Annotated in this window: 6 protein-coding genes; all 6 read right to left on the reverse strand. The window is 70.6% G+C overall.

Features of this window, described 5'->3' with window-relative positions; genetic code table 11:
• The gene (locus ACFWP0_RS14610; RefSeq protein WP_377843122.1) at positions 1-1,695 is read right to left on the reverse strand and encodes a putative porin; all 1,695 of its coding nucleotides are present in this window, start codon (positions 1,693-1,695) and stop codon (positions 1-3) included.
• A gap of 36 nt (positions 1,696-1,731) precedes the next feature.
• Complete coding sequence (locus ACFWP0_RS14615) at positions 1,732-2,445, reverse strand: TonB C-terminal domain-containing protein (protein WP_377843124.1); 714 nt, start codon at positions 2,443-2,445, stop codon at positions 1,732-1,734.
• Between the two features lie 17 nt (positions 2,446-2,462).
• The gene (locus ACFWP0_RS14620) at positions 2,463-2,882 is read right to left on the reverse strand and encodes a biopolymer transporter ExbD (protein ID WP_006222018.1); all 420 of its coding nucleotides are present in this window, start codon (positions 2,880-2,882) and stop codon (positions 2,463-2,465) included.
• Between the two features lie 9 nt (positions 2,883-2,891).
• The gene (locus ACFWP0_RS14625; protein WP_377843127.1) at positions 2,892-4,817 is read right to left on the reverse strand and encodes a DUF2341 domain-containing protein; all 1,926 of its coding nucleotides are present in this window, start codon (positions 4,815-4,817) and stop codon (positions 2,892-2,894) included.
• A gap of 38 nt (positions 4,818-4,855) precedes the next feature.
• Positions 4,856-6,502 (reverse strand): ShlB/FhaC/HecB family hemolysin secretion/activation protein, encoded by a 1,647-nt coding sequence (locus tag ACFWP0_RS14630; RefSeq protein ID WP_377843129.1) that lies wholly within the window; start codon positions 6,500-6,502, stop codon positions 4,856-4,858.
• 309 nt (positions 6,503-6,811) lie between these two features.
• The gene (locus ACFWP0_RS14635) at positions 6,812-19,468 is read right to left on the reverse strand and encodes a filamentous haemagglutinin family protein (protein WP_377843133.1); all 12,657 of its coding nucleotides are present in this window, start codon (positions 19,466-19,468) and stop codon (positions 6,812-6,814) included.
• Positions 19,469-19,495: the final 27 nt, after the last annotated feature.

Genomic DNA, 19,495 nt, shown 5'->3' on the forward strand with positions numbered 1-19,495 from the left:
TCAGAACCTGGCGTTGATTTCGAACTGCATCGTGTCGATAGCCAAGGGCGGACCGTAGATTTCCTTGGTGCTCATCCAGCGGAAGACGCCGTAGACGTTCTTCTCGAAGGCATAGCCGCCGCCGATGTAGTAGCCGCGCGCGTTGGTGCCGCCCTGGTGGAACGACGAATCGTTGAAGGCGTCGGGCAGCGCATCCGGCTGGATGTACTTGTAGCCGACGAAGGCCAGCCAGTCGCCCTTCTCCTTCAGGTCGTACGACCGGCCCAGCGTGGCTTGCAGCATCCAGGCGTTGGGACCGCTTTCGATGTCGCCGTTCTCGCCGAAGTTGTTGACGATGTAGCCCTGCGAGCGGCTCATCATCTTGCTCTTGCTGTAGGCCAGGTTGCGGATGTAGTTGCCGTTCAGGCGCAGGCCCAGGCCGTCGAACACGCGCGTATCCCAGCGCATGTTCAGGTCCAGCAGGTCGAACTTGGAGGCCAGCCCCACGAACTGCGGCTGCGCGGTGTTGCCCGGGTTGAGCGGGTCCGGCGCGATGTTGCGCAGCAGGAAGAGCGTGTTGCCCTTCTGCATGAAGGCCGGACGCGACCAGTCGGTGTCGCAGTTCTCGTCCCCCGCCCACGGCGAGCAGGAGCTGGAACGCTGGCCGGCGATGTTGTCGAAGTGGTAGTAGGCCACCGCGCCGCGCAGGCTGTTCTGGCTGTTGACCTTCCAGTCGGCGCCCACCTGCGCGCCCAGCAGCCATTTGTTCTCGGTGGGGCCCTCGGACATCGATCCCGAGTTCCAGCCGTTGTTCGCGTATTCCGTGGCGAAGGCGCCCAGCGTGCCGAACAGCGTGACGTCGCGGCCCTGCAGCGGGTGCTTGAAAATCGCGGCGATGCCGTCGAAGTTCAGGTCGTTGGAGAACAGGGTATCGGTGGATTCGAACGGATTGCCGATGCGCCCGCCCGTCACCGTGGCCCACTTGGCCGGACGGTAGGTCAGGTAGGCCTGGTCCAGCCAGATGTCCTTTTTGCCCATGCCGCCGCCCAGGGTCTGGGTGGTCGACACCGGGCTGTCGTCGCTGCCCGTGGCCAGCCGTATGCCGGCCGTCCAGGCTTCCGAGATGTCGGCGCGCACGCCCAGGCGGGCGCGGATGCGCAGCTGGTTGCGGCGGTCTTCGCGCGTGTTCAGCATGGGCGGGAAGGCGGTGCTGGTGTTGGGGTTGACGTCGTACGGCCCCTTGGCGTTCAACTTGGCGAAATCGGTGATTTCATTGCTGTTGCCGCCGTTGTAGAAGCGCGATTCGTCGCGCACCCGCACGTCGCCTTCGACCGTGATGCGCGACACCCAGTCGGGGAAGGTGTTGGGCTGGGCCCAGTTTTCTTCCTTGGCCTGCACCATGACTTCGGCCTTGACCTCGTCGCGGATCTGGTCGCGCACGGTCTGCGGAATGTAGGGCACGCGCACGTCGCCCGCCTGCGCCACGGCGGCGCCGCGGTCCGGCGTGGCCTGGCGGGCGGCCTTGGCTTCGGCTTCGGCCTGCGCGACCAGCGCCTCGGCCTGTTCGGGCTTGAGCACGCCTTGCTGCACCAGCAGGCGGATCAGGTTGATGGTGGCGTTCTCGGACGGCGCGGGCGCGCTGTGCGCCGGCAGCGCGACGGCGCCCGCCGCGGCCAGCGCCAGCGATGCCGCCAGCCGGTTCATTTGGAACTTCATTCTCTAGTCACTCCGGGATCAGTTCAATTCGGTGGTTCAGGAGGGGCGACGGCCGGTCAGCGATGCGCGTATCGGCATGCTGGCCGAGGCCGGCGGACGTTCATCCAGTCCCGGCACGGCGCGCAGGGCGGCGACCACGCGGGCGTCGACATCGGCGTCGCCGCTGCCGCGGACCAGCTCCACCCGCGTGACCTGGCCGGACGCCGTGAGCCAGATGTTGGCTTGCAGGCGGAAGGTCAGGTTGCGGGTGCGCTCGTCCTCGCGCAGGATCTTCTGCAGCGCGTAGGCCAGGTATTGGCTGTAGGTGGCGTTGCCCGCGCGGCCGCCGCCTCCGCCGGCCATGCCCTTGCCCTGGCCCGCGCCGATGTTGAACGCGTCGCTGCCGGCCTGCGCATCGCCGTCGATCTGCATCGGGTTGGCCAGGTCGTCGGCGGGACGCGGGGGCGCCTCGTCCTGGGGCTTGGGCGGCTCGGGCGTGGGCTGCGGCTCGGGTTCGGGCGTGGCCACCGGCTCTTCCTTGGGCTGCTCGGGTTCCGGCGGTTTCTCGGGCTCGGGCGGCGGCGGAGGCGGCGGGGGCAGCGGGATGATCGCGGTGACCTTGGGCGCATCGCGCCGGACGCCGGACATGTCGTTGGCCCAGCGCCAGAGCGCATAGGCCGCGACGGCCACCGCCACCGCGACGGCCGCCAGCTTCAGCCAGCGGCGCGCCGGGTGCGGAGCGCGCGAGGAATCGGATGCGTGTTGCGGCATGACGTTAGCCTCGGCCCCTATTGCGGCTTGCCGGTGACCAGCCCGACCTGCGCAAGCTCCAGGCGGCGCAGCAGATCCAGCACTTCCACGACCTTCTGGTACTGCACGGCGGCGTCGCCGCGCACAATGACCGGAAAGTCGGGGTTCAGCGCTTTCTCCGTGCGCAGCCGGTCTTCCAGCTCGGGCAAGGTGACCGGATAGGCGTCCAGGAATACCTGGCCGGCGTCGTTGACGGAGATCGCCTTGGTCTTGGGCTGCGACAGGGCCATGGTGGAGCTGGCCTTGGGCAGATTGACCTTGATGCCGGCGATCTGCGCCGTGGCGGTCAGGATGAACATGACCAGCACGACCATCAGCACGTCGACCAGCGGCGTGATGTTGATGCCGTCCACGGGCGCGTCGTCGTCATCGTCCTGGGATGCGGATACGGAAGCCATGGATCCTCCTTACGCCTCGGCGGGCGCGGGTTGCGCATCGCGCACGGCCGGGCGGCTGGCCGCCTGCGCGCGCACTGCGGGGTGGTGGGCGGCTTCCTGCGCCTGCGTCTCGCCGTGCACTTCGGCCAGGCGGGTGACGAATTCGTCGACGAAGACGCGCATGTCGGCGCTGACTTCCTTGTTGCGCGAGACCAGGCGGTTGTAGCCAAACAGGGCCGGGATGGCGACGAACAGGCCCATGGCCGTGGCCAGCAGGGCGGCGGCCATGCCGGGGGCGATGGCGTTGATGTTCACGTCGCCGGCCATGGCCGTGCCCAGGAACACCACCATGATGCCCAGCACGGTGCCGAGCAGGCCGATGTACGGGCCGCCGGCGATGGCGTTGGACAGCGAGCCCAGCTTGGAGCCCAGCACCTGGTTTTCCTTGGTGCGCACGGCGTCCATCGACGCGCGGATGGCTTCGATGGTGGCGGCCGAGATCGAGCTGGTGTCGGCGCCCTGCGCGCGGCGCGTGCGGATTTCATTGATGGCCACGCGGTACAGGCGCCACAGAGAAGCGTGTTCCAGGCGGTTGGCCAGCGCGGCGTCGTCGGCCAGCAGCTCCAGGCGCTGGCCGACCTTGGCGAAGGACTCGCGGAAGGCTTCGTTGGCGCGCGCCAGGCGGGCGACGTGGCGGCTCTTCTTGATCATGATGATCCAGGACTGCACCATCATCAGCACCAGCACGCCGATGATGATCCAGGCGTCGATCGGCACGGCCTTGAGCAGGAAGCCCATGCCGCCGAAGCCGAAGCCGGATTGCTCCTCGTCGGCGCCGTAGGCGACCAGGCGGGATTCGGCGCCTTGCGAGGCGGCGTCGGCGTAGATCAGCGCGGCGGGGCGCGCCACCTTGGACAGGCGCACTTCGTCGATGGCGCCCACGAACGGCGCGTAGACGGCAGGCGCCGGCGCGGCGGCTTCGGCCGGCGCGACAAAGGCGTCGGCGCCCGTCGCGGGAGCCGCGGCCGGGGCCGGCGCAACGGCCGGCGCGGGCACGTCGCCGCCGAGCGCGGCGGTGGTGTTCAGCGGCGGCAGGCTGGCCGCCAGCGACGCGGAGGCGCGGCCGTTGACGTACAGGTTGACCTGGCTGCCGTCGGCGGTGACCGCCAGATGCTGCCAGGCGGCCGGGGTCAGCGGCTGGCCGGGCTGGCTGCGCTGGCCGTTGACTTCCACGAAGGGCACGCCCTGGCTGATGCCGATCAGCAAGGCGTTGCCGGCGTCGCGGCGGGCATAGATGAGCTGTTCGCCGGCCGGCTGGTCGGCGCGCACCCAGGCGCTGAACGTGAAGGCGCCGGCGGCGGGAACGGCCAGCGAGGGGCTGGCGGGAAGCATCAGCGGCGTCGTGCCCGCGAACTGCGCGGCGCGGCCGATCACGCCATCCACCGCGGCGCCCGTCGGCGTCTGGCCATGGTTGCTATAGGCGGTGGTGTCGCGGGGCGGCGCTCCCGCGGCGCCGTCGAAGTGATAGACCAGCGTGTAGTTCGGGTCGAAGCTCAGCTGGCCGTTGGCCGATGCCGGCGCCTTCTGGTTGCCGTAGTACATCCAGATGTCCTGGCGCTGGCCGTCGGCCACCTCGGGCACATCCACCCACACGAGGGCCATGCCCAGCAAGGGGTCGAAGGCTTCCAGCTGATGGTTCAGCACGGTCTGGTCGTCGCCCGCGACAAAGCGGATGTCGGCGCCCTTCTCGTTGATGCCGTCGAAGGTGAAGTTGCCTGTGTGCAGGCGCACCAGCAGCGGCGTGCGGCCGGCCGGGCCGCCCAGCGGCATGCCCTGGGCGGTGCTGTCGACGGTGATTTGCTTGCGGTACTGCCAGTCTGGCTGCCACCAGGCGTGGGCGGCGGACGGCAAGACGCCGGCCAGCACGGTCAGTAGGAGCATCAATAAGCGTTGCATGGTTAGGACTCCGGGATGAATGCGGTTTTCGCGTGCGCTCAGAAGCTGGCGCGGACGCTGAAGTTCAGGCGGGGATCGTGTTTGCGGGTATTGGGGCCGTCCTTGAGCGGATAGCCCCAGTCCAGCGAGCCGGACAGCCAGTCCAGCATTTGCAGGCGGGACCCCAGGCCGACGCTGGCCAGCGAGTAGCTGGCATCCTGTTCGGGCAGCGGATCGCGCAGGCGCAGCGTGGCGGCGTCGGCGAAGGCGTAGAAGCGCCATTCGTTGACATTGCTGCCCAGCCAGCGCGCGAGCGACGGCGAGCGCCACTCGACCGAGCCCAGGACGCCGTCGTCGCCCGTGCGTTCGGCGGCCAGGTAGCCGCGCACGCTGGTGGCGCCGCCGGCCGAGAACTGCTCGTTGGACACCAGCGCGCCCGAGGCGAGCTGGAACGAGCCGCGCAGGCCAAGCTGCCAGTCTCCGAACAGGTTCTGCGTATGCGTGCCGTCGCCGCGCAGCAGCGCGAAGCTGGGGTTGGCCATGTAGCGCTTGTTGTCGAACTCCTGCCAGTCGCTGCCCTGGTTGAAGAACGAGCCGCTGGCGCCGACGATGGACAGGCCCAGGCTGCTTTGCGAGGACTCGGAATAGCGGTAGCCGTTGTAGGCCAGCGTGAACGGCAGGTACTTGATCGGGATCTGGTCTTCGTTCGCGCCGAAGCGGGTGGATTCGTCGAACTTCTTGTAGTCCAGGCCGATCGACAGCGAGTTGCTCCAGTCGCCCTGCGGGTCCATCGCGTAGGTGGCGGAAACGCCGAACGAATGGCCCTTGCCCAGCACGTTGGTGCCGCCGATGGTGGCCACGTTGCTGTCGCTCTTGTAGCCCGAGAACTGCAGACTCCAGCGGCTGGACAGCGGCATGGAATAAGACCCGGACCAGACCTTGGCGTTGTCGGTCTCCTGGGGCGCCGTAAAGAAGGTCAGGCTGACCGAATGGCCAAGCTGCCAGAGGTTGTCGTAGCCCAGCGACGCCGTGCTGCGCAGCCGCGAGGTGTCGGCGCTGTAGTCGTTGTTCAGGCCCAGGCTGGCGTGCCAGGGGCTCTTGTCCTCGACCTTCAGGTCCACGTCCATCGTGCCCGGCACGCGGCCTTCCTTGACCAGCGGCACCACCTGGCGGCTGGCGCCCTTGTTCAGGTTCGTCAGCTCGGCCTGCGCCTGGTTGAAGTTGGGCACCGCGCCCTCCTGCAGGGCCGGCACGTCGTCGCGGATCGCCAGGGGCGAATAGTGCTTGGCGCCCACGACGCGCACGCGGCCGACCTTGGTCTCGGACACTTGCAGGAACACGATGCCGTCGGCCACCTGCTGCTCGGGCAGGTCCACGTACACGGACTGATAGCCGCGCTCCTGGTAGATGGCCTGCAGCGCCTCGCGCGCCGCCTCGATGTCGGCCAGCGTGCGCTCCGGTCCCAGGTAGGGGTAGACGGCGCGCTCGATGTCGCGCGCCTCCAGCACGGTGTTGCCGCGCACGATGTACTCATTGATGTTGACGCGGCGGCCGTCCGACGCTTCGGGAGCCGCGGCCGGCGCGGCGTCCCGGGCCGGCGCGCCCTGCGCCCAGGCCGCGTTGATGGCCAACGCCAGAACGATCGCTTCCGGCGCGCGGCGCAATATGGCGCGCAACGCGCTACCCCTACTTTCGAAATCATGCATAGCGATGCACTCAGTTCCTTGTGTGAAAACCGGTCTGGCACCGGCCGCTACCGTGCAGTTCGCTTGCGACAATCCCGTTACGGTTTTTCCCCGCAACCCCGCGACTACAGCTTCTGCTTGTTACTAGACGTACTGGGAAGGCGAAGACCGCGCGTTGTAAGAAAAACTTCATGAAAAAGAATCGGGCGCCCTGCCGCGACGATTCTGGCGGCGCGACATGACAAGGACGCACCGAGAAAAAAAGGCCGGCGAATCCGCCGGCCTTTTCGATGACGCTGATATGACTGCCGGCGGACCCGCCGGCGCGCCCTACATCGCCAGCCTGCGCTGTTCCTCCACGCTCAGCTTCGCGGTCTCGCTGGCGTCCAGCGCCCCCGCCCCCAGCACCTGCACGGCGCTGGCCGCGTCGTACTTCGGCGCGGCGGCGGCGGCGCCGGCTTGCGGCAGCGGGGCCGCGCCGGCCACCGGCTCCTCGCCATACCCCAGGATCTGCACGCTGATCACCGAAGGCTGGTTCTGGCGGGCGGCGTTCTGCGCGCGCTGCGCCGAGTCCTGCGCCGCGTTGACGGCGGAGGTTGCGGCGGCGCTGGCCGAAGAAAGCGCCCCGGTGTTGACGGACGCCGTCACCGGCACGCCCGCGCTCTCGCCCTGCACCTGGATGTTGGCCGCGTTCACCACATGCAAGGCGCCCATGTTGACGTTGCCCGACACGCGGATGCCCGCCTCGCCCGCATCGATGGTGCCCAGCGGCGCGTACAGGTCCACGTCGCCCGCCGGCACTTCCGGCAGCGGCGCCAGCGTGGCGATGCCCGCGCCGGTGCTGGGCGCGTTGGGCGACAGGGTCACGTTGCCGACCAGGTCGTAGACGCGCTTGGGCGGGGTGTAGAGCACGGTGGTCTTGGATCCCCGGCCCGCGTTGATGTCGCCTTGCGACGACCAGGCGACGATGTCGCCGCCGAAAGTCGTCATCACGCGGCTCTGGCCCAGCAGGATGTTGCCCAGCGCATAGAGCTGGATGCTGCCCGCGCCCTGCGTGATGATGCCGGCGCTGGCCGGCGGCGCCGCGCCTTCGACGCCGAACACCTGCTGGCCGCCCGGCGTCATCAGCTGGATGTCGCCGCCGAAGGCGCTGCGTATGCCCGCCCCGCCGTACAGGGTGATGTCGCCCTGGTAGGCGCCGGGCGCCGCATCCGGGAACAAGGCGGCGATGGCCTGGCGCGAACGCAGGTAGCTGCCGCTGCGCGGGCCCGCCTTGTCGTTGTACTCGCGCCCGCCCGAGCGCAGTTCGGCGAAGTACGCCTGCCGGGCGAAGATGCGCTGCTGCTCGGCCGGCAAGGCGGCGAAGTAGGCGCGCGCGTCTTCGGCGCTGCCGGCAAAGCCGTAGCGCTGCGTCAGCCACAGGAGCAGCTCCGCCTCGTAGGTCTTGAACGCCAGGCCCTGGTCCACCAGCGGGCGGGCGGGATCGGCCGCCTTGGACGGATCCAGATAATGCGCCAGGAAGGCCGCGTAGTCCGGCCCCTTGGCGCCCACGCCCGCCTGCACCGCGATGGAGGCCCCGGCGCGGCGGTCGCCCGGCAGCACCGCGCCCAGGCTGGTGATCGATGCGCGGTCGGCCATCAGCACGTTGCGGCCCGCCGAGATCTCCAGGGTGCCGGGGCCGGCGACCTGGAAGGAGCTGTACAGGATGTCGCGGCCCGCCGACACCAGGGACACGTCGCGCGCATCGCGGTGCAGGAACAGATTGCCGGTGGAGGTCGCCGGGAAGCCGGAGCCGCCGAAGCTGAAGCCATTGCTGCCGGGAACCTCCATCGCCGTGCCGATATCGGTGCCCGAGGCCACGATGTCGCGCCCGGCCATCATCCAGACCGGACCCGACGCCTCGTACCAGATCTGCCCCTCGTTCGGGCCCTTCAGGACGGTAATCGTTTCGCCGCTGCGCAGCCCCACGATGTCGCCGTCGCGGGCGTAGAAGCGCGTCACCGCGCCCGAGCCTTCCGGAGCTGCCGTGGGCGCATTGAAATAGAACAAGGGAAAGTAGGTGTTGCGGCTGCCGGCAAAGCCGTTGGCCCCCTGGTTGCTCAAGGCGGCAACCTGGCTGGCTTCCGTGCCGTATCCGGCAAAGGCCGGCGCCAGCACGCTGGGCACGCTTGCCGGGTCGGCCCCCGACCGGTTGATGGCATAGCCGCCGGCGTAGATCGAATCGCCCGCCAGCATTTCCAGCTGCCCGCGCGCGCCGGGCGCCAGCGACAGCGCGTACGGAAGGCCGGTAGCCTCGCTGTTCAGGTACCCCGCCGACAGGCCTGCGTAGATGCTGCCGCCGTAGGCGGTGGCGCGCAGGATCGAGGGATACAGGTAGCGCGCATCCGAGGCTGACGTGTTGCGCCCCGTCTGCAGCGCCAGGCCCTGCGCGCTGTGCGAGGTCTGGCGGCTGGGCGTCAGGTTGCCGCCCGCGCTGGACAGTTCGATGGCGGTGTTCTCCGTCCACATCGAGAACCAGCTGTAGCCGCCGCCATTTTGCAGCGTGCCGTCGCGCAGCCGGAACGGCGTGCTGTTCGTCAAAGCGACGCGGCCCGGATCGCTGGCGCCGCCGACGACCAGGTCGCCTCGCGTGTCCAGGCGGATGACCGCGTCGCCCGGTATCAGCGCCATGCCGCCCGTGGCGCTGGCCAGCGTGGACACGTAGGGGTCGTAGCCGCGGCTGTCCTTGGCGTCCTGCTGGTTGGCCTGGTTGCCGTACTGCAGGTCCAGCCCGCCGATCGCGCCGCCGGCCAACTGGACATGGCCGCGCAGGTTGATCAATGCGCCTTGCAGGTCGATGGCGGGATCGCCGTAGTATGGCGTCGTCCCCCCGGTGGACGACACGCGTCCGCGCGCGCTCTGCGTGGGGTTCAGCCCTCCGCCGATGCGGATGTCGATATCGCCGCCGCCCGTCAGCGTCATGCCGCCGTCGGCCGCGATGCGGCCCGTGCCGCCCACGGCCACGATCAGGCCCTGGCCGCGCGGATTGCTGAGCGATCCGCGCGACTCGATGTTGCCGGCGTCGCCGTCCGTGCGCACGCTGACATTGCCGCCGCCCAGCGCGCCAAAGCCCGTGAAGCCCACCAGCAAGGGCGTGTTGTCTTTGAACTCGGCGGGCGCGCGCGCGTAGCTGCCGAAGTTGATCCACCACGCCGTGGGCGTATCGCCGCCGTTGGCGCTGCCCGTGCCCTGGCGCCAGAGCCAATTGCCTATCCCCACGCTGGCGTCGACCACTCGCCCGTCATAAGTGCCGGCCACGGTCTTGCCCCACACGTCGCCGCGCAGCGCGCCGCCCGCGTACAGGCTCAGGTTGCCGCCGGCCTCCGGATACCATGCCTGGTAGCCGGCGCCGGCCGTCACGAAGGGCTCGTACGTCGTCGAATGGGCATCGCCCAGCACCGTGCTGCCGTAGCGGCCGCGCGGCAACTGGTAGCCGGGCGCGACGTCGGCGGCCTGCGTGCCGGCCGTGTAGACGCCATAGGCGGACATCAGGCTGATGTCCCCGCCCGCCGCCAGCTCCAGATCCCCCGTGCCCGTGCGCAACACGCTGAAATTCTGCGAATGGGCCAGGACGCTGGTCGACGCTTTGTTCTCCACGCACTGGTCCGGGAAGTCGGTGCAGATGCCGAGCTCCGCGTCCGACACGGGCGTGCCCTCCGGGTACCCCCACCAGTTGTCCTTGGCCCACGACCAGGGCGACGGCGCCACGCACAAGCCCTCCACCGCGTCGCACAGCCACAATAGATCGTCCGGCACCGGCGTGCCGGGCTCGAAGCCGGACGGCTCCGCGTCGGGCCCCCAGAGCAGGCTGGCGCCCTTCAGCAGGCTGGCGCTGTAGTGGCTGTCGGCCAGCGTCAGCTTGCCCGCGCCCAGCCCGGGCAGGACCCGGCGCGGATCGGCCGCGTCCAGATCCGCGCCCGCCACCAGCTGCACCGACCACGACTGGCTGCCCGCGGGCAGCATCTGGGCCAGCGCCCAGTTGCGCCGCTGGTCCGTCGCGGTGCCGGGGCGCAGCTCCACATAGTCCGTGCCCGCGGGGAACACGAGTTTGGCCTGCGACGGGATCAGCGCGCCCTGCTTGAGCGTGATGCTGCCCGCCATCAGCAGCACATTGGGCTCATAGGCCTGCGTGGTGTGCAGGTTGGGCAGGGCCAGGTTCGCCGGCCAGGTGAACGCCTTCATCGCCGTGCCGCTGGCCAGCAAAGTGCCGGCGCCCAGGTGCGTGCCGACAGGCAGGTCCACCGCCTGCCTGAGGATGCTGCCGGCGGCGTACAGCAGTTGGCCGGACGCATCGCGCACGTCTCCGGACAGCACCGTGCCCGCAGGCAGCGACAACACCTGGTTCAGCGCGGCCTCGACCGGCAGGCGCGTGCCCGCCGCCAGCGTCGTCGCCTGCAGGGGCAAGGGGTAGTTCAGCGTCTTGCCGCCCGGAAATTCCGTGCCCTCGGCCAGCTCCACGCCGCCGCGCGGCAGCACCACGTCGCCGCCGAAGGGCTGCGCGCCCGGCGTCAGGACCCAGCCGTTCTCGTCGTCCGGCGTCGCCGGCGGCGGCGCGAAGCCGTCGTTGATGCTGCCGTAGATGTCCAGGTTGCCCTTGGCGCGCAACGTCAGCGCGCCCGCCTCGCCCGAGCCGTAGACCGAGGTCATGGGCGAACGCGGGTTCAGGCTGGCGTAGCGGTAGCGCGACAGGTCCAGATCGCCCTGCACGACCAGGTCGCCATCGGCGGTCTTGCTGACGATTTCCACGCCCGGCCGCAGATGGAACACGTCGCGATAGCCCGCGTTGTTCAGTCCCGCCAGCTTGGCGTTCAGCAGGTTGCCGTTGGCCAGCGCATTGCCGATGAACAGCGCGCTGTCGTCGTGCTTGGCATCCAGGTACGCCTGATCGATGGTCTGGTAGCCGCGGCCGCTGGCCCGGTCCGCCGCGTTGCCGGCAAGCGCGTCGTCATAGCGCTGCATCGCGATCAGCGCGATGGACTTGGCGCCCTCGATGGCGACCGGCCCCCGCGCCTCGATGGCGATGTCGCCATGCGTGGCGGCGGAACCCGGGACGCCGCCCCCGTTGATCCCCGTATCGCCGGCGGCATCGATGCGCGGCGCCAGCAAGTCCAGCGTGCCGCGCGAAGCGCCGTCGTGCTGCCCCGCCCCCGCGCCGGGCGTGGCGGACGTGCCGTGGCGCAGGTCGATGCGCGCGCCGCCCGCCAGCGTCAGCACGCCGCGGCCGGAGTTCAGCTCCACCATGGCGCGGTTCGGCGCGTCGATGATCTTGCCGTAACTGTCCACGCGCAGCACGGCGCCGTGCGCGTCCAGCACGGAGGTCGCGGCCAGGGTCAGGCCATCTCGCGCGGCCAGACGGATCCGGCCCACGCGTTCGCCGCTGGCGTCCACGAGGCCCGCCACGGCGAGGCTGCCGCCATCGATGGACAGGCTGATGTCGTTGGCGCGCAGCACGTCGCCGATGATGAGGCTGCCCTGCTTGACCTGGAAGCTGCGCGCACCCGTCACGCCGCCCTCGTTCAGCCGCTGGTTCAGCGCGTCGAAATCCGCGCTCAGCGCGCCCGCCGCGCCCAGATGCTGCGCGCGAACGTCGATGCTGCCCGCGCGATACGGCGCCAGCGTGCCGCCCGCGTCGTAATGGCCCGTGGCCGCGCCCAGGATGCGGCCCTGCAGGTCCACCGTGCCCGCTGCCGCCGCCAGCGCGTCTGCCCGCAGTTGGCCGGCATTGTTCTCCTGCGCGGATAGATCGATCAGCGAACCCGCTACCTGGCGGATGCTGCCCAGGCTGCTCTCCACGATCACATCGCCGCCCCAGCTATAGCGCGTCACGTCGTTGAACGCGATGGCGCGGCCCGCCACGTCGATCTGCGAGGCGCCCGTCAGCAGCACGCCGTCGCGGCCCGCAAGCGTCAGCTTGCCGCTGGGCAGCACGACCCTGCCGTCGACCACCACGTTCGATGCGGCCAGACTCAACTCCGCGCCCAGCTCCTGCACGGCCGCCGCCGGCGCGCCCGGCAGCGCCGACACGCGCAGCTCGCCTCCGGCCGTTATCCGGTTGATGGAGCCGGCCTCGCCGGTCAGCAAGGGGGTGTTCAGGTTCAGATTGCCGCCGCTGTATGCATAGCCGCTGCCGCTGACGTAGGCGCCCTGCGACTGGTGCACGGCCAGGCTGCCGCGGTGATTCGACGTGATGCGTTCCGTGGCGGTCAGGTTCACATTGGCAAAGCCCAGCGCCACGCGGGCGTTGTCGTCCACGCCGCTGGGCTGGGCGCCCTGGCTGTAGCCGAACACGATGCGTTCGGCGTCCACGCGCAGCGTGCCCCTGCCCGTGCCGGCCCCGCCCGCCACCACGGCGCCGGGCGCCTGCGTCGCGCCGCTCCAGATCAGGTTCTGCGTGCGGATGCTGGCCTCGTCGCCTGCGTCGCCATACCCATAAATGGCGGGCGTGCCCAGCGCCAGCGTCGCCAGGCTGTACTTGCCCGTGACCGGATCGCGCGTGTCCAGCGCGACGGTGCCGTAGAAGTTCATCGACTCGCGCGCGGTCAGGGTCAGGACTTCCAGCGCGGGCGCGCCGGTGCTGGCGTCTCCGCGCAGCAGCCGGCCCAGGATGTCCTGGTTCAGCGTCAGCCCGTTGGGCAGCAGCCCGCTTGCGGTCGCCTGCGCCAGCGCGCCGGCGGTGCCTACATTGACCGCCCCGACAGCCAGCGTCAGGTTGCGCGTGCCGTACCGCACCTGCTCGCCCAGGTCGAACGCGCCATTGGTGGCGGCGGCGATGGTGCCCTCGGAATACAGGCGCGTCACGCCCTGGCAGGGCTGCGCCGCGCAGGTGCCGATGCGGATGGCGCCCGGCGCCAGCGCATCGGGCGCCAGCACATCCAGGCGGCCGTTCGACACGGCCAGCAGTCCGGCGCCGCCGGGCTGGAAGGCATAGCCGCTGGTGGAGTCCACCGACGGCGCCCCCCGGCCCAGCGTGGAAATGCCGGCGCCGGCTTCGATCTCGATCGTCCGCGACGAGATCAGCACTTCGGGCGCCGCCAGTTGCGCGCCGGCGCGCAGCGTCGCCGAGTTGGCCGCGCCCTGGAACGTATAGAAGCGCCCGCCCTGCCCATACATCACCACCGGCAGGGAGCCGATCACCAGGCGGCTGGCGCCCAGCGCCGTCAGCGCGTCCGCCTCGACCGAGACGCCGGAATAGCCCGCCGTGGGCGCCTGGCCCGCGGCCAGGATCTCCACCTGCGAGCTTCCGCCGTTGAGCGCCGCAGCGCCGCCGAAGCCGCCCTGCGCGGCCTTGAAGTTCGCCAGCCCCTCGAAGCTGAGCGCTTGCCCGTCCTGCGAACCCGCATGGATAGCCAGCCGCAGCGTGCGGGCGTCGGCGGGCAGCATCGCGCGAGGCACGCCGCGCGTCACCGCGTCCGCGCGCACAAAGCTGGCGTAGCTCATCTCGTTGTATTGCGAGTAGGTGCGCAGCACGTTGGCCGGGGTCAGGATCACCGGACTGGCCAGGCTGTCCGCCACGCCGGCGCCGGCGGTGGACAGCGTGCCGCTGGCGGCCCACGACTGATTGCGCATCCGCACCGGCGCCGTGGCCGCGCCCGCGGCCGCGCCGCCGTTGATCTCGACGCGGAACGCGCCTGGCAGCAAGGCGTAGGTGGACGGCATCAGGGTGTAGGTGCCCGCCGGCAGTCCGGGCACGCCCGCGCCCAGCGTGATCTGCCGCCCGATGCCCGGCGCCGACGCGCCGGCCTCGCCGCCCACGGGTGCATAGCCCGGCTGCGCGCCGGGCACGATGGCGTAGACGGGGTTGCTCTCCAGTCCCGGCAAGGTGAAGCCGCCGTTCGGATCGATACGGACCAGCGGCGAATAGCGCGCGTCGGTAGAGCCGCCGCGGCCCGACACGAAGCCTGCGCCCGTCAGTTCGCCGCCGCCGGACAGGTCCAGCACGGACCCCGGCAAGGCATCCACGTCGCGGAACGCCAAGGTGATGCCCGTGCGCAAAGACGCGCCTTGCCCCACGCCGGTGGCGCCACCCACCCCCACCAGCGAAACGTCCGCGCCATTGAACTTGTACGACACGCCATCCGTCGTGCCGCCATAGGGCATGACCAGGCCCGCGCCGCTGACGGACGTGACGCTGCCCGGCAGCAGCGTCAGGCGCTGCGTACCCAGGGTCGAGCCCACGTCGCCCAGCACGATCGCGCCCAGCGGCGCGCGCAGCACGCCGCCCTGCTCCACGGTGGCCGCCGCCAGCCGCAGCGTGCCGAACGCCGAGTACGGCGTCGCGGGCGTCGCCCCCTCGCGCCGCCCAACGCGCAGCGTGCGGTCCGGATCGAACACATTGCTGCCGGACACCGGATTGCGCATATAGCCGGCCACCACTTCCGCCTCGGCGCCCGTGCCCGGGTAGATCTGCGCGGCGGCCAGATCCAGGTCGCCCCGCGTCCAGACGCGCGTGCGCGGCTCGTTGTCGTTGTGGCGCAGGAAACGCAGATCGGCGCCGCTGTCGAGCACCACCCGGTCAAAGCCGGAACGCTTCACGGACAGCGCCCCGCCCACGCTGCGGTTGATGACGCCCTGCGTGCCGAACGACAGGCTGTTGCCCACTTCCAGCAGGCTGCCGGCGCGCACCGTAAACGCGCCGCCGCCCACGTCGGGCGCATCGCCGAACAGCACGCGCGGCCGTGTCATGCCGTTGGTGGAAAAGTACTCGCCAGGACCGGACAGGCGCACATACGGCGCCGCGAGGTTCACGCGGGTCTGTGCGTCCGCCTGCGGCGCCAGCGAGAATGCGCCGGCGTACAGGCGCAGGCTCTGCCCCACCGCAACGTCGACGTCGCCATCGAAGGACATCAGGCCGTTGGACAGCAGACCCAGATGATCGAAGCCGCCGCCCGCCAGCAGGCGCGCCGTGTCCAGGCGCGCATGGCCGTAGCGCAGGCCTTCGGCGCCTTCGCCGGGCGCCAGCTCGGCGCCCAGCGCGTTGTCCGCGCCCGCCGCCAGCACCAGTTCGCGCGGCACCTGCACGGCCTCCCCCGCAACACCCTCGCCCCAGGTCCGGTACAGCGGCGTTTCCAGCGCGATGTCCAGCGTGCCGCCCGAAGCGTTCGCGCCGCCTGCGCGCGCGATGAATGTCCCGTCCAGATGCAGGCCGTTGTACGAGCTGAGCGATATCCGGCCGCCGTCGCGGTTCAGCTGCACCGGGCCAACCCCGTTTACGTCCACGATCGCGCTTGCGCCGGACGCGTCCAGCACCGCGCCGGGGCGCACGATCACATACGCGTCGGAGGACGTCGCGGTCGCCCGGTAGTGGTCGATCTCGCCGCCGATCACGATGACGCCGCCCGCCTCCGCCACGCCATAGCGGCGTCCCCGCGTATCCACGCCCGTTTGCGCGCGGCCGGCCACGTCCAGCACCGCCTGTTCTCCAATCCAGATCGAACGGTCGTGCACCTCGCCGCCGGCGATCTCGTTGGACTCGGCCACATCGATGTCGCCCAGGCGGAGCTGGCGGATATCGATCCTGCCGCCGGCCGCACTCAGGCCGCCCAGCACCGTGATCTGCCCCGCGCCGCGCAGTCGGATGGCTTGCCCGGGGTCCACGTTCACCCGCGCGCCGCGGCCGATGACCAGTTCCGCATCGGCATCCACGCCGGCCAGGACGATGCTGCGGCCGCTTTGCAGCGACAGGCTGGCCCCGCGCCGCTGCGTGACCGTTCCCGCGAGGGAATCATGTTCATAAACCGGCGGCAGCCAGGTTTCCAGGACCACGGACGGGTCCGTGCCGGCCGCCAAGCCCGCCGCGCCCACCACCGGCCGATACACCGGCATCAGTACGTCGATGCGCGCGTCCTCGGCCACCTTCAAGCCGTTGCGGCCGGTCACCTCGTAGCGCGCATAGCCTTGCTGGAAGAATGGCGCAGCCAGCGTCAGCACGTCCGCGTCGGCGCCCGCCTGCGGCGCGCCTAGCACGACCTTGCCCGCCGACACCGCCAGGGTTCCGCCGCCTTCCACGCCATAGCCGCGCAGCTCGGCGCCCAGGCTCAGGCGGCCGCCGGCGCCGGTGCTCGCGGCCACGATTTCCACCGTGGTGTCGCCGCCCTTGCCGCCCGTCAGCTTGCCTTTCGCGCGCTGCGCCGCGCCCGAGCTCACGTCGATCACGCTGCCGGCAGCCAGCGCGATATCCCCGCTGCTGCGCAACGATACCGTTCCGCCGTTCAGATAAGGCAGGCCGCCCGTCCGCTCGGGCGACATGGCCAGGTTCGACCACAGGCCCGCCGCGTCCAGCCTTGCGCGCGCGCTCAGCGCCACCCCGTCGTCCTCGCCGGCGGCGCCGGCAAACGTATCGGCCGCGTCCGCCGACGTCCCTTGCTTTAGCACATTGCCCAAGCGGATGCTGCCCGCGCGCGCCGTCAGCGTGGCATCCACCGACACCTTGTTCGCGTACAGCGTGATATCGCCGCCCGGCGCCACGGCAAGATCCGCCTGCACCGCGATCTCGCCGGCGGCGATCTTGATGGCGCCCAGTCCGAAGCCGTTAAGCCGCGCCGTATCAAGATGCAGGATCCCCGCCCGGTCCTCGGGCAGCGCGGTGTTCAGGTCCAGGCCGGCGGCAATCGCCGCCGCGCGGTCGGACAGCACGACCTGCTGGACCGTATCTTCGTTGCGCCCCAGTCCGTATTGCAGCGCGCCGGTGGCCTTGACGTAGTAAGGCGTATAGGTGCCCACGACCAGCTGCGCGCCGCGCGCCGCGGCGCGTTGCGATTGCTGGTAGCCGTCCAGGCCGGCCTGCGGCGCGGCGCTCTGGCGGTCTCCCTGATAAGTCTGGCCGACGAGCTCGCCTTCCAGCACGGCGCTTGCGGTGCCGATGAGCAGCCTGCCCGCATCGCGGCCGACGGTGTAGCCGGTCTCGAATCGTTCGCGCGGGGCAATCAGCGGGTTATAGAAATAGCGCGTCTGCCCCCAGCGTTCGCTATGCGCCTCGTATCCCTTGTACAGGCCGGCGTAGGCCAGGTCGCCCGGCGCGCGCGACGCCTCGTACAGCCTGCCGTCCACGCCGCGCAGCCACGTCTGCCGGATCATGCCGTCCTGCACGTCCAGCGTGCCGCCCGACACGTTGATCTGCGAACCGGCTCGCGTCACGACGTCGCCGCCGGTGAATTCCACGTTGCCGCCCTGGGCCATCCATTCATTGACGGCATGCCCCTGCGTGCCCAGATAGCCGCTGACTTCCAGCAGGCCGCCGGCCGTGTACCAGCGGTCGGTGGCATAGCCGTTGGTGCCCGCCGGCACCAGCACCAGGTCGCGCGCGTCGACCCAGATGTCGTTGTTGTTCAGCTTGGCGCTGTCCCGGTTGATCGGGGCGTCGCGCTGTTCGCTGCCCTGCACATTGATCTTGACGTTGTTGTTTTCCATGGCGACGGGCACGCCCACCGCGCCCGCCACGTCCAGGATCGCGCCGTCGCGCAGCAGGCTGCGCTGCGCGGCGTGCACGGCGATCTGGCCGCCGGTGGCCAGGGTGATGGAGCCGGACGCAAAGTCCACGGTCCCGGAACTGCTGATCTCGACGCGGGACAACTCGCGGCGGTCGGCGCCGGCCGCCACCAGGGGGGCGTCGGTCTGCGCCACCACCGGCACGCGCAGGCCGTCGCGCTGGCTGTCCAGCGCCAGGGCGCCGCTGCGGTCCAACAGAATGGCCGTGACGCTGTCGGCGGCCAGCGTGACCGTGCCGCCCTCGCCCGCCGCGTTCAGATGCACCGTTCCCCGCGTATCCACGGACGTGCTGGACAACACCACGCCGGCCTGGACCACCTCGCCGCCCGTCAGCGTCACATCGCCCGTGGCGGCCTGGATCAGGCCCGTGTTCGCGACGCGGCCGGCCTTGCCCGCGGGCGCCACTTCGTTGCCCTTGGTCGTGGACGCGAGATTGCCCGACGTGCCCTGCCCGCGCTTGATCACGAAGCTGTCGCCGGCCGCCAGCAGCGCCTGCCCGCCCGGCGTGTCGATCGTGCCCGCGTTGGCGGTTTCCTTGCCCAGCAGCAGCACATAGCCGCCGCCCGAGGTGGATGTGGCCGGCGTCGCGGTCCGGATGACGGCGCCCGCCTGCACCTCGACGCGGCCCAGCGCGTCCTTGAACGTGGGCTGCGCGCCGTTGTCCGCGTACAGGCCCTTGTCGCGGAACTGCTGGTCGCCGATGTCGGCGGCCGCCGCCACCAGGTTGCGCGCATTCACCTGGCTGGTGCCGGTGAAGATCACGCCGTTCTGGTTCACCACCAGCACGGTGCCGTCGGCCTTGATCGCGCCGTGGATCTGACTGGGCTTGGCGGACGCGCCCACCACCCGGTTCAGCACCGCGTCGTCCGCGCCCTGCTTGAATTGCACCGTGGTGTTGCGGCCCACGTTGAAGGTGTCCCAGTTCAGGATCGCGCGCGACTGGGTCTGCTCGATGGTGACGACCTGCCGGCCGTTCTCGACTCCCGGCTTCGCTGCCTTGGCGCCTTCCCATTTCGCCAAGCCGCCCTCGGCCGCCCACAGCCCGCCCTCGACAAGCCCGTCCGGCACGCCGCCGCCATTGCCGGCAGCAGCGGCCGCGCGCGCCGCGGCTTGGGCCGCCTGCTGCGCCGCCACCGCCGCCGCCGCGCGGTTCAGATTGTCCAGCGACTTCTGCAGGCTCTGGCGCGCCTGTTGCTGCTGTCGCGCGCTGCCGCCGATGGCGGCCGGGCTGCCGTCGGGCAGGCGCCCGGTGCGCTGCGCGGTGGACTGCACCGCGTTCTTGTCGGAGAACCAGGCGGGGCTGAAAGCCCGGGCCTGCGCCTGGGCTGTACCCGCGGCGCCGCCGGCGATCAGTAGCGCCGTCAGGGCCTGCGACAGCGGCGTCGGCCGCCAGTTCAAGCGCCCGCGCCGCGCCCTGCGCGCCATGTTCCTGCTTCCGCCCGTCTCCGACATCCGTGCCTGCATGATCGCCTTTCCTTGTTCCAATCGCGG

This window comes from Achromobacter sp. NPDC058515, from assembly GCF_042721735.1.
In the GTDB taxonomy this organism is placed as follows: domain Bacteria; phylum Pseudomonadota; class Gammaproteobacteria; order Burkholderiales; family Burkholderiaceae_B; genus Achromobacter.

What these genes read in the sequence shown, in the direction of transcription:
- ACFWP0_RS14625 (WP_377843127.1), bottom strand. Translation starts at nt 4,817, where the DNA reads ATGCAACGCTTATTGATGCTCCTACTGACCGTGCTGGCCGGCGTCTTG.
- ACFWP0_RS14630 (WP_377843129.1), bottom strand. Translation starts at nt 6,502, where the DNA reads ATGCATGATTTCGAAAGTAGGGGTAGCGCGTTGCGCGCCATATTGCGC.
- ACFWP0_RS14635 (WP_377843133.1), bottom strand. Translation starts at nt 19,468, where the DNA reads ATGCAGGCACGGATGTCGGAGACGGGCGGAAGCAGGAACATGGCGCGC.
- ACFWP0_RS14610 (WP_377843122.1), bottom strand. Translation starts at nt 1,695, where the DNA reads ATGAAGTTCCAAATGAACCGGCTGGCGGCATCGCTGGCGCTGGCCGCG.
- ACFWP0_RS14615 (WP_377843124.1), bottom strand. Translation starts at nt 2,445, where the DNA reads ATGCCGCAACACGCATCCGATTCCTCGCGCGCTCCGCACCCGGCGCGC.
- ACFWP0_RS14620 (WP_006222018.1), bottom strand. Translation starts at nt 2,882, where the DNA reads ATGGCTTCCGTATCCGCATCCCAGGACGATGACGACGACGCGCCCGTG.